This window comes from Corynebacterium silvaticum (assembly GCF_002162115.2).
In the GTDB taxonomy this organism is placed as follows: Bacteria; Actinomycetota; Actinomycetes; order Mycobacteriales; family Mycobacteriaceae; genus Corynebacterium; species Corynebacterium silvaticum.
Window position 1 is genome coordinate 2,288,713 of the sequence record NZ_CP021417.2, and the last position, 14,075, is coordinate 2,302,787.

At 55.3% G+C, this 14,075-nt stretch carries 11 protein-coding genes and 1 pseudogene; 4 read left to right on the plus strand and 8 right to left on the minus strand.

Going from position 1 to position 14,075, the window contains the following annotated elements:
- Positions 1-3 precede the first annotated feature (3 nt).
- Positions 4-1,794 (minus strand): HlyD family efflux transporter periplasmic adaptor subunit, encoded by a 1,791-nt coding sequence (locus CBE74_RS23330; RefSeq protein ID WP_087454632.1) that lies wholly within the window; start codon positions 1,792-1,794, stop codon positions 4-6.
- A gap of 359 nt (positions 1,795-2,153) precedes the next feature.
- Positions 2,154-2,960, minus strand: coding sequence for a carbon-nitrogen hydrolase family protein (locus CBE74_RS23335; RefSeq protein WP_134316215.1), 807 nt, complete (start codon positions 2,958-2,960; stop codon positions 2,154-2,156).
- A 109-nt stretch (positions 2,961-3,069) separates the two neighbouring features.
- Between CBE74_RS23335 and CBE74_RS23340 the strand changes: the two genes are divergently transcribed.
- Positions 3,070-3,315 carry a hypothetical protein gene (locus CBE74_RS23340; RefSeq protein ID WP_171483275.1) on the plus strand — a complete coding sequence of 82 codons (246 nt, stop codon included), beginning with the start codon at positions 3,070-3,072 and terminating at the stop codon, positions 3,313-3,315.
- A pseudogene (locus tag CBE74_RS24680) lies at positions 3,312-4,413 on the plus strand (alpha/beta hydrolase). The gene CBE74_RS23340 and the pseudogene CBE74_RS24680 overlap by 4 nt, the downstream one beginning before the upstream one ends.
- On the opposite strand, the gene adhP reads toward CBE74_RS24680, so the two are convergent.
- Positions 4,410-5,447, minus strand: coding sequence for an alcohol dehydrogenase AdhP (gene adhP / locus CBE74_RS23350; RefSeq protein ID WP_087454635.1), 1,038 nt, complete (start codon positions 5,445-5,447; stop codon positions 4,410-4,412). The pseudogene CBE74_RS24680 and the gene adhP overlap by 4 nt on opposite strands.
- Before the next feature lie 136 nt (positions 5,448-5,583).
- On the minus strand, positions 5,584-7,104 hold the full coding sequence (gene exaC, locus CBE74_RS23355) for an acetaldehyde dehydrogenase ExaC (protein WP_087454636.1): 1,521 nt from the start codon (positions 7,102-7,104) through the stop codon (positions 5,584-5,586).
- A gap of 398 nt (positions 7,105-7,502) precedes the next feature.
- Here exaC and CBE74_RS23360 point away from each other — a divergent pair, with 398 nt between their 5' ends.
- Together CBE74_RS23360 and CBE74_RS23365 are read left to right on the plus strand one after the other, a co-directional pair.
- Entirely contained in the window at positions 7,503-8,147 is a 645-nt protein-coding gene (locus tag CBE74_RS23360) for a hypothetical protein (RefSeq protein ID WP_087454637.1), read from the plus strand.
- Between the two features lie 176 nt (positions 8,148-8,323).
- Entirely contained in the window at positions 8,324-9,556 is a 1,233-nt protein-coding gene (locus CBE74_RS23365; protein ID WP_233426050.1) for an endo-beta-N-acetylglucosaminidase family protein, read from the plus strand.
- A gap of 33 nt (positions 9,557-9,589) precedes the next feature.
- Here CBE74_RS23365 and CBE74_RS23370 read toward each other — a convergent pair whose 3' ends face one another.
- From CBE74_RS23370 to dnaK, 4 genes are all read right to left on the minus strand, one after another.
- Entirely contained in the window at positions 9,590-9,994 is a 405-nt protein-coding gene (locus CBE74_RS23370; protein ID WP_087454638.1) for a heat shock protein transcriptional repressor HspR, read from the minus strand.
- 19 nt (positions 9,995-10,013) lie between these two features.
- Positions 10,014-11,204, minus strand: coding sequence for a molecular chaperone DnaJ (gene dnaJ, locus CBE74_RS23375; RefSeq protein WP_087454639.1), 1,191 nt, complete (start codon positions 11,202-11,204; stop codon positions 10,014-10,016).
- A gap of 162 nt (positions 11,205-11,366) precedes the next feature.
- Complete coding sequence (gene grpE, locus CBE74_RS23380; protein WP_087454640.1) at positions 11,367-12,011, minus strand: nucleotide exchange factor GrpE; 645 nt, start codon at positions 12,009-12,011, stop codon at positions 11,367-11,369.
- Positions 12,008-13,840, minus strand: coding sequence for a molecular chaperone DnaK (dnaK, locus tag CBE74_RS23385; protein WP_087454641.1), 1,833 nt, complete (start codon positions 13,838-13,840; stop codon positions 12,008-12,010). The genes grpE and dnaK overlap by 4 nt, the downstream gene beginning before the upstream one ends.
- Positions 13,841-14,075: the final 235 nt, after the last annotated feature.

Genomic DNA, 14,075 nt, shown 5'->3' on the forward strand with positions numbered 1-14,075 from the left:
CACTTAGTTGCCTTCAACAATCGCATTTTGCTGCATGCTGACAGAAGTACCAATCATGTCCTTGTACTTGGAAGCCTGGTTAAGGACCTTGTCTCCTGGCTTGAGCTCGCCACCAGTGATTTCTGCGATGATGTCGTTGGTGCTTCCAACAGTCACGGTACGAGCCTCAACCACAGAAGCGCCATCTTTATCTGCAAGAACGAGCACCTTCTTGGTGTTACCGTCCTGGTACACAGCCTCAGCGGGCAGCTTGATGGTTTCACGATTCTTATCAATGTTGACCCGTGCCTTGACGGTACCGCCGATGAGCAAGCCGTCCCGGTTTCCGGTCAGCTCAATTTCAACAGGATACAAAGGCTTTGCCTTGCTTGCGTTTTCTGCGTTAGCAGCTGGGAGCTTAGCCACGTTGACGATCTTCTTGATGCGTCCCTCGAAGGTCTTGGTGCCGCTCGACGTGGAGGTCAGGCTCACTTTGTCATTAACGCGCAGCTTAGCGACGTCCGCCTCTTTCACGTTTGCGTTAACAATCAAGGAAGAATCATCACCGATAGTAACCAGGCCTTCACCGGCGGCAGGCTTACCCTGCTGAGCAGGAACAGCCATGACAACACCAGAGAAAGGCACACGCACGTCAGAGGAATTGATGTCTAGCTGCAGCTTGTTCAAGGTCAGTGCGGATGAATCCTGAGCAGTGTTAGCGCCACGCCATGCTTGGTTGATGGCCAACTCATGCTGCGCAAGCTGCTGCTGCACTGCGAACTCAGCGGCTGCAGCGTTGGTAGCTGCCTCTTTGTGAGATTCAAAAGCATTTGCGACGCCGCGCTGAGAGTCACTCAACTCGCGATCCACCGTGGCGAGGGTAGCGATGTAGTTACGCTCAGCTTCTGTAAGCTGACGCTGTGCGCCGTTGAGTTTGACCAGAGAGTCAGCGCTACCGATCACGGACTCAACAACAGACTGCCCCGTTCCAGAAGGAGACTGGTTGCGGTTCTGCATCTGCGACTCAAGTGCAGAAATCTGGGAATCGAGCTCGCTCTTCTTATCGTCCTGAGCCTTGTCACGCTCTGCCTTAAGCTCTTCCAGGCGTGCCTTATCCTGAGAAGAGTCGTCGTTATCCTGCGAGCTACGGGCGATACCAAAAGCCGTTACTGCGCCGGTCCTCGCGGCGTCGAGAGCAGCGGAGAACAGCTGGTCGCGGGCCTGCTTCACTGCAGCGTCCTGGCTACGCAGCTCTGGGGTGTTCGCATGCTGACGGTCCCAAGCCTTGCGCTCAAAAGCCTGCTGGGCCTTGATATATTCCTCGTTCGCCTGGCGCTTCTGGGCGTTGGCACTGTTAATCTCAGTGTTCAACCCCTGATCCAGGCGGCTCTTTAGCTGGTCATACTGCTGCTGAGCAGTCTCCGCCTGGGCCATCGCCTGGTTCAGACTCTGGGCTGCCGTGGCACGCTGGGTGGCCAGCTCAGTTTTAGCGGTCAACGTATCAATCTTGGCCAACAGCTGGTCGGTGGACACCTTATCGCCCACCTTGGTGGAGATGCTGGCAACAGGACCGGTGAGGTGCGTGTACAAGGTTGCAGCACGGATGGGCTCTACAGTGCCTTCCACCAAAACGCGGTTAGCAACCTCCGCAGACTCCAGCTGCGTGTACTCCGTGACAGGGATGACCTCGCCCTGCTCCTTGGGTGCAACAAAATATGCGCCTACTCCGACCAATGCCAACACCGACAGAAGCGGTATGAAAACTTTTTTCTTCTTTAACGTCGTCCAAGCTCGAGACGCGACTGCGGCTGGCATACCTGTCCTTTCGGTCAACTCAAGCGCGAGTTGTTTTCAGTTTCAATTACACGCAACGGTTGAGAATATTAGTAGAAGACGTGCTTAAAATGAAGCTCAGACTATAACTTTCACATCATTCTTCTCCTCTGATTACTAGTCAATGCAATGCCGGTCACAGACCCGAATATGTCCGGCGTCACATGACAAAAAGGGGAAGATAGGGCGTGATCAAGTAGCAAAATCAATGCGCATAGGCTTTTTACCCCCTCGACCGACCTTGCCACGGCTCCTCACACGCCATCAAGAAATTTTCCCTAACGCTAACTAAATGAAAACAAACGATAGCCTTAAATATTGTCAGCATTGGAGGTGGCGCCTCAGTATTCATCCACACCCGATAAAACGGGTAGAGCGGAGCGAACTTCAGAAAGATTCTCCGTGGATATATCTGCAATTAACAGCTCGACACCACCCCCAGCTTCCACCTTGCATGCACCATCTGGACCGACAATCCGAGAAAACCCAATGCCCGTCGGCCCCTTCACCCCAGAGTCCGCCTGATCTACCGCCACCACAAAGCATGTTGAATCCAACGCCCGCGCAGAGGTAAGCAGCTGCCACTGCTCTTTCTTCCCTTCACCATTAGCCCAGCTGGCAGGTAAGAGGATGACCTCCGCCCCGCGCTGCGCAAGAGCCCGGAATTGGCCAGGAAATCGCACGTCATAGCAGGTGGCCAGGCCAAAGGTGATTCCCCCATAGGAGAAAGTAACCAGCTCTTCCCCAGGCTTAACGGTATGAGATTCCCGATAGCCGAAGGCATCGTACGTATGGATTTTGTTATAAACAACAGGATTTTTCACTCCCGGAAGAACAACAACCAACGTGTTATAGACCCTGTTGACGCTCTTCCCCTCAACCTCCACGGTATCCGCCGGAGTAAAGATCCCTACGACGATGCCGATACCAAGTTCATCGGATAGCTCCTTGAGCCTCCTCACAAAAGCACCTAATATATCCTCAGAATTTACGTCCAGCCGACCGGTATCAAATGCTTGCATCGACGCCTCCGGGAAAACCGCCAGCCGCGCCCCCTGTCGTGCTGCTTGCCGTGACTGATCTTCAATCCGGCGCAAGTTCTCTTGTTTGTCGCCCGTAGCAGAAATTTGTGCCAACGCAATTCGCATACCTCTATAGCCTAGGCCTCTTGTGGATAGTTTTCACTTAACTCACACATCTTTCCCGAGTCGAGCTGTTTGCTTGCACAGATCTCTCAGCGCGCGCACGCTACCCAGTATGACCATGATTATCCAGCCCGCGGCCCTCTCCCACTTCTTTTCTATCCCTCATGCCCACTCCCCTGTTCCGCGCATGGGACCAAGTGCCACAGCCTCTGCATTGGACGGTTTTCTTAGATCAGCAGCACTCACTACCAGCAGGGATGAAGAAGCCATCACCGATCTACTCTCCCAGTTGCGCGAAACAATCGCTTTCTCCATAGAGATAGACTCAGCCACCTCTCGCACACTCCAGGCGATGTGATGTTCACATTAGAATCCCGGCAACTTCTAGATTCCGCCCACGCACTTTCAGCGTTTTCCCGCTCCGGACGCTCCGCTGCTCAAGATCTACGTTCCACGTGGAACCAAGGATTAGAGCAACTTTATGGAAGCGCCTTTGAGATCGCAGCTGTCACGCTCGCGCGCCGTTTAACTCGCTGGGTCGAGCCCCACAGGACGGCCTCATACATCGCACGCATCCTCTCCATCACCGCCAGACTCCAAAAAGAATTGGAACGTCATCACGAGTACGTACGCCTACTTCCACAACGCACCGTCGACGAATCCACCCTGCTCACCAGGGCAATCATGCACTTAGAAGAATTAGGAAAGCTTCTCGACGCCACCTGCGCCCACTCCATCACGCAGCTCGCATCTTTATGCACCGACGAAACCGACTATCCCCCAACTTCGCTCACTACCGCGCAGCTGCGCACCGATTTCCCAGATGCCGAGATACTCCACTTAGACCCCCACCATGCCGTAGTTGCTTTTGGCGATGTGTCCACCGCCAGCTCCATCACCACCCTCGTAGCTGGAGTCGCCTCTTCCGACCCCACTACGTGGACAGAGAGCTTTCGACGTGCCCAACACGTATCCCACGTAACAGGCGGCGCGGCCGTCGCGTGGCTGGGGTACTCTGCACCCGCCCACGTCCCCGCCGCAATTGCTGCAGCCCCCACCGCCCGCGGAGCACAAGCATTAAAAGATTTTCAGTCCTCCTTACGCCGACGGAACCCGCAGGCCAAGCTGCTGGTGCTCGGACACAGCTACGGGTCTGTTGTCGCAGGCAAAGCAGCAGCAACCGGGTTAGACGCAGACACCCTTATCTTCGCTGGCAGCCCGGGTGTCTCCCCGACGATCAAACTCAATTCCAATTCCCCTCGCGTCATCTCAGCCCTCGGCTCCCTAGATCCCATCGGATTAACCGGGACGCAGGACGCAGTACACAGCGCTACACGGAAAATACCCCACTGCCGCTGGTTTCCCAGCCGAACAGTGGGGGATTCCCGGAGGCCATTCGAGTTATTTCACCAGCCCGCTTTTCCTCAAACGTCTTGCCCCGGAAGCACAGCGCTAATACCTAATGGCCATACGTCCATCAACCTTGCCCTTATGCATATCAGCGAAGACGCTATTGACGTCGTCAAGCTTGCATTCCGTAACGGTCGGCTTGATCATGCCGCGTGCATAGAAGTCGAGGGCTTCTTCCAGGTCCTGACGTGTTCCCACCAACGATCCACGGATGGTTAGCCCCTTGAACACAATCTCAAAAATCGGTGCCGGGAACTCTCCTGGAGGAAGACCATTGAATACGATGGTTCCGCCCTTTCGAGTCATGCCAATGGCCTGGCCAAACGCCTGTGGGTGCACAGCGGTGACCAAAATGCCATGGGCCCCACCCTTGGTAAAGGCATTGATCGCCTCCACCGGATCTTCCTTCAGCGCATTGACTGCAAATTCAGCGCCATGCTTGCGCGCTAGCTCTAACTTCTCATCTGCAATATCCACAGCGATCACACGCATGCCCATGGCTACCGCATACTGCACAGCAATATGGCCCAAACCACCGATACCGGAAATCACCATGTACTGGCCCGGCTTACACTCGGTTTCTTTGAGCCCCTTGTACACGGTCACACCGGCACACAGGATTGGCGCGACCTCAAGCGGGTCGGAGCCCTCTGGGATACGAGCGCAGTAACGGGTATCCACCAGCATGTACTCGCCAAAGGAACCGTCGACCGTATAGCCGCCGTATTCTGCGTCATTACACAGGGTTTCACGTCCGGTACGGCAATACTCGCACTCTCCGCAGGCAGACCAGAGCCAGACGTTGCCCACCATGTCTCCAAGCTTGACCCCATGGTGTCCTGGACCCAATTGAACAACTTCACCCACGCCTTCATGACCAGGAACGAAAGGTGGCTCCGGCTTTACCGGCCAGTCTCCCTCCGCAGCGTGAAGATCCGTATGGCAAATGCCGGAGGCCACCAGTTTTACCAGCGCTTGGTTGGGTCCCGGCTCGGGCAAATCTACATCGTGAATATTGAGTTCAGGGCCAAAGTCGTCAACTACAGCGGCTGTGAAGGCCTCAGGGAAATCGGTTTTCACGTCGATCTTTCCTTTCTCGTAGGCATTTTCAACACCTACACCTTGTTGGGAACTATATTCATTAATTCCCCTAAACGACTGAACCCCAACCGGCATAACGCCGGCTGGGGACAAAACCATATTCAGTTAAAAGCAACTAAAATAAGCCCGTGGGGTTCTCATCATAAGAAACGAGCAGGTTCTTGGTCTGCTGGTAATGATCGAGCATCATCAAGTGATTCTCGCGACCAATTCCCGACTCCTTATACCCACCAAAAGCAGCGTGAGCTGGGTAATTGTGATACTGGTTCACCCACACGCGACCCGCCTGAATGGCACGGCCCGCGCGATACGCCGTGTTCTGATGCCTGGTCCACACGCCAGCGCCAAGGCCATAGTTGGTGTCATTGGCAATTCGGATGGCCTCGTCGAAATCGCTAAACGTGGCAACCGATAGCACCGGGCCGAAGATCTCCTCCTGGAAAATACGCATATCGTTCGTTCCCTTGAAGATGGTCGGCTCAATGTAATAGCCGTTTTCCAGCCCATCAATCCGGTTAACGTGCCCACCGGTGAGCACCTCAGCACCCTCCTTTGGACCGATCTCCAAGTAGCCGGAAATCTTATCCATCTGCTCCATGGAGGCCTGCGCACCCATCATGGTCTCAGTGTCCAGAGGGTTACCCAGCTTGATCTTGCGCACCCGCTCCACGCCTAGCGCAAGGAATTCTTCCGCAATCGACTCATGGACAAGCGCACGCGAGGGGCACGTACACACTTCACCCTGATTAAGGGCGAACATTGCAAGGCCCTCGATGCATTTATCCCGGAAGGGATCCTCATAATCCATAACATCGCCGAAGAAGATCGATGGCGACTTTCCACCCAACTCCAGCGTGACCGGAATGATCTTGTCCGCAGCAGCTTTGTTAATAAGCTTGCCCACCTGCGTCGAACCGGTGAAAGCAATCTTGCCGATGCGCTTAGAGCTCGAAAGCGCCACGCCAGCCTCATCTCCCAGGCCGTTGACGATGTTGAGCACGCCGTCCGGAATCAAGTCGCCCACAATATCGATCCAATACAGAATCGAAGCCGGGGTCTGCTCGGCAGGCTTGAGAACAATCGCATTTCCAGCAGCCAAAGCAGGGGCGATCTTCCAGGCCGCCATCAGTAGCGGGAAGTTCCACGGAATGATCTGCCCCACCACGCCGATGGGCTCATGGAAGTGATAGGCGACCGTGTTGTGATCAATCTGCGAGGTCCGCGACTCCTGAGCGCGGATAGCACCGGCGAAGTAGCGGAAATGATCGATAGCCAAGGGAATGTCGGCAGCTAGCGTCTCGCGCACAGCCTTGCCGTTCTCCCAGGTTTCCGCGACAGCGATCTCTTCCAGATGCTCTTCCATACGGTCCGCAATTCGGTGTAGCACGAGGGCGCGTTCCGCCGGCGAGGTCTTCCCCCATGCCTCCGCCGCAGCATGCGCAGCGTCGAGAGCCTTCTCAATGTCCGCGGCTTTACCCCGAGCGACCTGACAGAACACCTCACCGGTAACCGGAGTGACATTGTCTAGATATTCGCCGTCTACAGGCGGTACCCACTGACCGCCAATGTAGTTGTCATAGCGCTTCTTGTAGTTAGCAACTGCGCCTTCAGTACCCGGATTAGCGTAAATCGTCATGGTCAATCACTCCTTAGGTAAGCCTAGCTGACAGTGAGGTGGCCAACAAGAAGCAACCATATACGCCTTGCGTCACCATAGAAACCTCTAACAGTCAACCTATAGCTTTTTAGGGCGTTTGGCATCCCCAATTTTGGCAATTAAAAGCTGCTAACCCTCAATATCCCGCACATCCGCTGACAGCCAACCCCCTTTGTGAATTTTGCAATTTTTACCCCCTTTTTAAACTTAATGAAACTGCAACCTTTTACACGCGAAAACACATTCAAAACTCAGTTAAAATTGAGGATGCACCCTAAAGAATCTTCAACCACTTTCCCACGAAACGACCCGACCCCATCACCCGAAGGCTTGCACACACGTTCATTCCGCACAACACGTAAAAGAGGAGTTTTCCCATGCGTCATCTACGCAAAACTAGCATCCGCTCTGGAATTATTGCCACCTCACTACTCATCGGAACACTTCCCCACGTCGCCTACGCCGCGCCCGTAGCGGCACCACTGCACTGCACTATAGATGCGGGAAGGTTTGGAAAGACCGTTCAAGACACGCACACCACATTCGACGTTTCCCTCCCGGAAAAAGTCACAGCAGTAGAGACTTTTGTAGCAAAATTTAAGCTTTCCGACGTCACAATCCACAATGACACCCTGAAGAAAATCGGCAGCATCAAGATGGAGAAAAGCGCGATCAATCTGCACGTGGGAGACAATGTCCAACTCGCAGAACCCCAGCCCGGACTCACAATATCCAACGGCATCCTAACGATTTCCGACAAGCTGACCGCCGCCCTTCACCGAGACACCCTCACCGCCTCAGCCCCTGAGCTCAATATCAAGCTTCGGGCCACCGGCGGCAATTCCGTCGTCTTCGCAACAACCAAAGAAGTCACCACGGGCACCGTCCGGGCGCGCGTCTTTATCTTCAGCGCAACGGCCCACTCCAGCTGCACCACCACACCGGATGTGCAGCTTGCCTCGGCAACCGTAGTGCCAGGCAAGACGACCGCCAACAACGAGACAACACTCCCCGAGGAATAAATTTTGACAATCTTTCACCACCCCCGGTCCGGGCAGGACATACTCCTGTCCGGCCCATCTTTATAACCCACCCTCAACATAAATACTTATGTTTTTCTAACTTTCTACTTGCCTATAGCTAATAGCTCCCTTAATATGAAGCTCGCTTCTTAGCAATCTCTTATTGAAGGATCACGATGCGAAACTTTCCTCGTTCAGTTTCACGCATTGTTACGGCAGGGCTCGCCTCTGCGGTACTCGCGGCAAGCCTCAGTGCTCCGGCCTCGGCAGCACCCGATACTCTATCCAATAAGCCGCTCACGGCAAGTCCCGGCCAGGCAGACACAGTAGGCGAGCAAGCAACATGCGCCGCAAAACCGATTTTCTTCGGCTACTACCGCACCTGGCGCGATCAGGCCATTGAACTTAACGACGACGATAAATGGAAAGACAAGCTCCACATCAAGCTGACCGATATTCCTGAACAGGTCAATATGGTCTCGCTGTTCCATGTGGAAGACAACCAGAAGAGCGATCACAGATTCTGGGAGACCTTTGATGAGGACTATCATCCCACGCTCAAAGAACGCGGCACCAAGGTTGTTCGGACAATCGGCGCGCAGCTGTTGCTCAATAAGATCAAGGAGAAAGGCCTCTACGGCCAGGCTAAAGAAGATGACTCCAAATACCGGGAGATAGCGCGCGATGTATATGAGGAGTACGTCGACAAGCATAATCTCGACGGGCTAGATGTAGACATGGAGCTACATCACCTAGAGAAACGACTGAACCTCAAGTGGCAGCTACGCAAAATCATGGGAGCGTTCTCCGAGCTCATGGGCCCAAAAGCACCTGCAAATGCGGGGAAAAAGCCGGGCGATGACAGATATAAATACCTCATCTATGACACCTTTGATGATGCACACCGGTCTCAGGTAGAGCTGGTTGCAGACTTGGTGGATTATGTCCTCGCGCAGACCTATGACAAGGGGACAAAAGAGAGCATCGACCAGGTATGGAATGGCTTCCGCGACAAGATCAACTCGTGCCAGTTCATGGCGGGTTACGCCCACCCGGAGGAAAATGACACCAATCGCTTCCTCACGGCAATCGGCGACGTCAACACGTCTGGCGCGATGCAAGTTGCAGAATGGAAGCCGAAGCTCGAAGCAGAAAAGGGCGGGACTTTCGCCTACGCCCTCGACAGGGACGGGCGCACCTACGACGGAGATGATTTCACCACTCTCAAACCCACCGATTTTGCCTTTACCAAGCGAGCCATCGAGCTGACCACAGGCACATCACTAACAGACTTAGGAACATCTGCCGCCCATTTTACAAGAGCAGCACGCTCCCAGTCCGGGACCAGCAGTTTCCTTTCACAGTCCTTATTGTTTCCAACACTTAAAGGAGGACGGTATAGCAAATAACACTACTAATCTCGTGGGCCTTTTTGTTGTCTGCTAGTGGGAACGCCTTCCTCTGCGCGGTTCCCACATCACAACCGCTGTAGAACGAGGAACGTGCACGATCTCCCCACGGGGGCGAGTGCCATTTTGTTTTAGCTGCTCCAGCTCTTCACGCGCGGCCGCGAGTTCGTCGTGAAGCCTCTTATTTTCCTTTTTAAGCTCGATGATCGCTTTAATGCCCGCCAGGTTCACGCCTTCTTCTTGACTCAAGCGCTGAACGGTACGCAATAGTTCCACGTCCGAGCGGGAGTATCTGCGCCCGCCGCCACGGGTACGCTGCGGGGTGACCAGGCCGAGCCGGTCATAAGTCCGCAGCGTCTGAGCGTGCATGCCAGATAGTTCAGCGGCCACGGAGATGACAAAGACCTCGCCAAATTCAGGGTTGCTCCTGCTTGCCATCTTTTACACCTCCTCCGTGTTATTTTCCGGCCCAACCCGCACGCGGATCGAATCCGGAATTTTTCTCTGCCTGAGCATAGGACCTCAAAGCACTAGCCTGAGCGGCGTCGAGATTCTTGGGAACCTGCACCTGGACTTTGACCAACAGGTCACCGGCGCTACCGTCACGCTTAGGCACGCCTTTACCGCGAACGCGCAGGACGCGACCATCGGGAGTGCCCGAAGGGATACGAACTCGAACCGGCACGTCTAGCGTGGGCACGGAGACCGTATCACCCAACGCGAGTTCCGCGAAAGACACCGGAACAGTTACTTCCAGATCGTCTCCGGAACGGGTGAACACTTTGTCATTACGTACGTGCACGGTAACAAAAAGGTCGCCGGCAGGCGTGCCATTCGGCCCTGCCTCACCCTGCCCAGCAAGCCGGACTTTCTGGCCGTCGATCACACCCACGGGGATACGCACGGTGATGGAGCGAGTCCGGCGTACCGTGCCCGTGCCGTTGCAATCAGGACATGGGTCTGTGATCTCCTTGCCCGTGCCACCGCAGTGCTTACACGGCGCGGAGAACCCAAACGCGCCTTTGTTTTCTGAAGTAAATCCCGTGCCGTTGCAATGCCTACACGTGGTAGGGGCACCGCTCTTAGCCCCCGAGCCATGGCAGGTAGAGCACGGCGCATCGCCCGTGAGCTGCACCGGGATTGTGGTTCCCTTTGCTGCTTCACGGAAATCCAGGGTTATTTGCGTTTCGACGTCCGCCCCCCGCGTCGGCCTAACTGTGCTGTGAGCACCACCGCCGCGGTTGAAAAGGCCACCGAAGATATCCCCAAGACCACCTTCTTGAGAGAAGCCTCCACCCGATCCAGATCGATTCCCGAAAATGTCTCCGAAGTCGAAGTTTTCCTGCGTCCGAAACCCGCCGGGGAATCCGGCGCCTCCGTTCTGCCCAAAACCACGCATACCGCCACTGGCGATCATGGCCTTAAACTCGTCGTATTCCTTGCGCTTGGATTCATCGCCAACCACGTCATAGGCCTCTGCGACCTGCTTAAAGCGGTCTTCAGCGGCTTTGTTACCGGGGTTGGAATCGGGGTGATTCTCGCGCGCCAGCTTGCGGTATGCCTTTTTAATCTCAGACTCTGTTGCCTTCGAAGAGACCCCTAGGTCAGCGTAATAGTCTTTTTCAGCCCATTCGTTTTTCACAGCCATTGGGCATCTCCTCCTTTCGGGAACATCGTCTGAGACTGCGCTCTTCCGAGTCCGTGGGTTTAACGGGTTTCTTGTTTTCGTGCACAAAGGGCGCGGAAGGATTCTCGTGTGGAAAAGCCCCGCGCCCTTGTGTGTACTTTCATCGTTCTGCGGGTGATGATACTACTCAGCAGACTCCGCAGGGTCAGCGATGATCACCATCGCAGTACGGAGCAGCCGGTCGCCCATCTGGTAGCCGCGGCGTAGAACCGTCCCCAGAACTTTCTCATCGCCAGATGAGAGGTCCTGAACTGCCTCGTGGCGCTCAGCGTCAAAGGCATCGCCTTCCTCGCCAAACGGGGTGACCTTCAGGCCTTCGACCACACCGACAAACTTGTCACGGAAAGCTTTCAGTGGGCCTTCTTCAAGGTCACCGTGCTTCTCAGCAAGGTCAAGATCGTCGAGGATCGGAAGCAGCTGAGTCATCACCTGTGCCTTAGCCGCCTCTACTCCAACCTGACGCTCGCGCTCGGTACGACGACGGTAGTTCGCGTACTCTGCGCTCACGCGCTGTAGGTCCTCGGTCCTCTCGGCGAGTTGCTCTTCCAGGGTAGGCTCAGCAGCCTGCTCGGCTACCTCAGCGTCAATAGCAGCAAGGGCTTCTTCGAGCTCGGCTTCCACCGTAGGGTCGATGTCCGACTCAACGTTCCCCTGATCCGCACGCTCCGCTTCCTCGGCAGCAGCCTCTGCACGCTCTGCCGACGTTGTCTCTGGATCTGTGTGTTCGGGATCGCCCGGGTTATCGGGCATACCGTGGGATTGGGTCACTTCTTCTCTTCCTCCTCGTCAACGACCTCAGCGTCGACGACATTCGGATCAGCCTTGGAAGCAGCGTCAGCAGCACCTGCATTAGCAGCCTCTGCCTCGTAGATTGCCTTGCCCATCTCCTGAGACTCGGTGGACAGCTTCTCCACGGCGGTCTTGATAGCCTCGATGTCGTCACCCTTGAGTGCCTCATCGACAGCATCAGCAGCTGCGATGACCTTGGCCTTCAGCTCCTCAGAAACCTTCTCGCCGTTCTCTTCCAAGAACTTGCGGGTCTGGTATGCCATGGTCTCAGCGGAGTTGCGGGTCTCCTGCTCCTCGCGACGCTTCTTGTCCTCTTCTGCGTGCTGTTCGGCATCTTTGACCATGCGATCGATCTCTTCCTGAGACAGACCGGAGCCATCCTGAATCTTGATGGTGTTTTCCTTGCCGGTTCCCTTGTCCTTAGCGGACACGGAGACAATGCCGTTAGCGTCGATGTCAAAGGTGACCTCGATCTGCGGGATGCCACGCGGTGCCGGAGCAATGCCACCAAGTTCAAAGGAGCCAAGCAGCTTGTTGTGAGCAGCGATCTCTCGCTCGCCCTGGAACACCTGAATCTGGACGGAAGGCTGGTTGTCTTCAGCCGTGGTAAAGGTCTCAGAACGCTTGGTAGGGATGGTGGTGTTGCGCTCGATCAGCTTGGTCATCACGCCACCCTTGGTTTCGATGCCCAGGGAGAGCGGGGTGACGTCGAGAAGCAAAACGTCTTTCACCTCGCCGCGCAAAACGCCAGCCTGGAGTGCAGCGCCTACGGCTACGACCTCGTCTGGGTTAACGCCCTTGTTAGGCTCGCGGCCACCGGTGAGTTCCTTCACCAGCTCAGAAACAGCAGGCATACGCGTGGAGCCACCGACCAACACAACGTGGTCAATCTCGGAAACAGAAACGCCTGCGTCCTTGATCACCTGGTTGAACGGCGCCTTGGTGCGATCAAGCAGATCCTGGGTGATGCGCTGGAACTCGGTACGAGAAAGGGTCTCGTCCAGGAACAGTGGGTTCTTGTCAGCATCGACGGTGATGTACGGGAGGTTGATGGTTGCAGACTGAGAGGAAGACAGCTCGATCTTTGCCTTCTCAGCAGCCTCGCGGAGGCGCTGCATAGCCATCTTGTCCTTGGACAGGTCCATGCCATTGCTGCTCTTGAACTTGTCTACGAGCCACTCGACCACGCGGTTGTCCCAGTCGTCGCCACCCAACTCGTTGTCACCGGCGGTTGCGCGAACCTCAACGACTCCATCGCCGATCTCCAGGAGGGAGACGTCGAAGGTGCCGCCACCAAGGTCGAAGACGAGGATGGTTTGCTCTTTCTCGCCCTTTTCCAGGCCATAAGCCAAAGCGGCAGCAGTAGGCTCGTTGACAATACGCAGAACGTTCAGACCTGCGATCTGGCCGGCCTCCTTGGTGGCCTGACGCTGAGCGTCGGAGAAGTACGCCGGAACCGTAATCACGGCATCGGTAACCTCATCGCCCAGGTAGGACTCTGCATCCCTCTTCAGCTTCATCAACGTACGAGCAGAAATCTCCTGCGGGGTGTACTTCTTGTCGTCGATGCCAACGGTCCAATTGGTGCCGACGTGGCGCTTGACGGAGCGAATGGTGCGGTCAACGTTAGTCACGGCCTGGTTCTTGGCGGACTGTCCGACCAAGACCTCACCGTTTTTAGCAAATGCGACCACCGAAGGGGTGGTGCGGGAGCCTTCAGAGTTAGCGATAACCTGAGCCTCGCCACCCTCCAGCACGGAGACCACCGAGTTGGTGGTACCGAGGTCAATTCCTACTGCGCGTCCCATGTGATGTCCTCCTGAGTGTTTGGTTTTATCTTTAACGTTTTTACTTAAAGTTGACTGACTCTGACTCAATCTTACTGGACCGTCCAACTATAAGTGAAGAACTTACCAGATACCTTGAGCGCCTGTCACTCAACCTGACACTATGCATAACGGCGCTATCCCCAAAGTTGTTCCCACAAGACTCAACTTTTTTAAAAATTCCCCATTCCCGCAGTTCACCCCCTCATGACAAAAG

Bases quoted from the DNA above. Each gene is read 5' to 3' on its own strand.
- CBE74_RS23330 (WP_087454632.1), bottom strand. From the start codon at position 1,794: ATGCCAGCCGCAGTCGCGTCTCGAGCTTGGACGACGTTAAAGAAGAAA.
- CBE74_RS23335 (WP_134316215.1), bottom strand. From the start codon at position 2,960: ATGCGAATTGCGTTGGCACAAATTTCTGCTACGGGCGACAAACAAGAG.
- CBE74_RS23340 (WP_171483275.1), top strand. From the start codon at position 3,070: ATGACCATGATTATCCAGCCCGCGGCCCTCTCCCACTTCTTTTCTATC.
- exaC (WP_087454636.1), bottom strand. From the start codon at position 7,104: ATGACGATTTACGCTAATCCGGGTACTGAAGGCGCAGTTGCTAACTAC.
- CBE74_RS23360 (WP_087454637.1), top strand. From the start codon at position 7,503: ATGCGTCATCTACGCAAAACTAGCATCCGCTCTGGAATTATTGCCACC.
- CBE74_RS23365 (WP_233426050.1), top strand. From the start codon at position 8,324: ATGCGAAACTTTCCTCGTTCAGTTTCACGCATTGTTACGGCAGGGCTC.
- CBE74_RS23370 (WP_087454638.1), bottom strand. From the start codon at position 9,994: ATGGCAAGCAGGAGCAACCCTGAATTTGGCGAGGTCTTTGTCATCTCC.
- dnaJ (WP_087454639.1), bottom strand. From the start codon at position 11,204: ATGGCTGTGAAAAACGAATGGGCTGAAAAAGACTATTACGCTGACCTA.
- dnaK (WP_087454641.1), bottom strand. From the start codon at position 13,840: ATGGGACGCGCAGTAGGAATTGACCTCGGTACCACCAACTCGGTGGTC.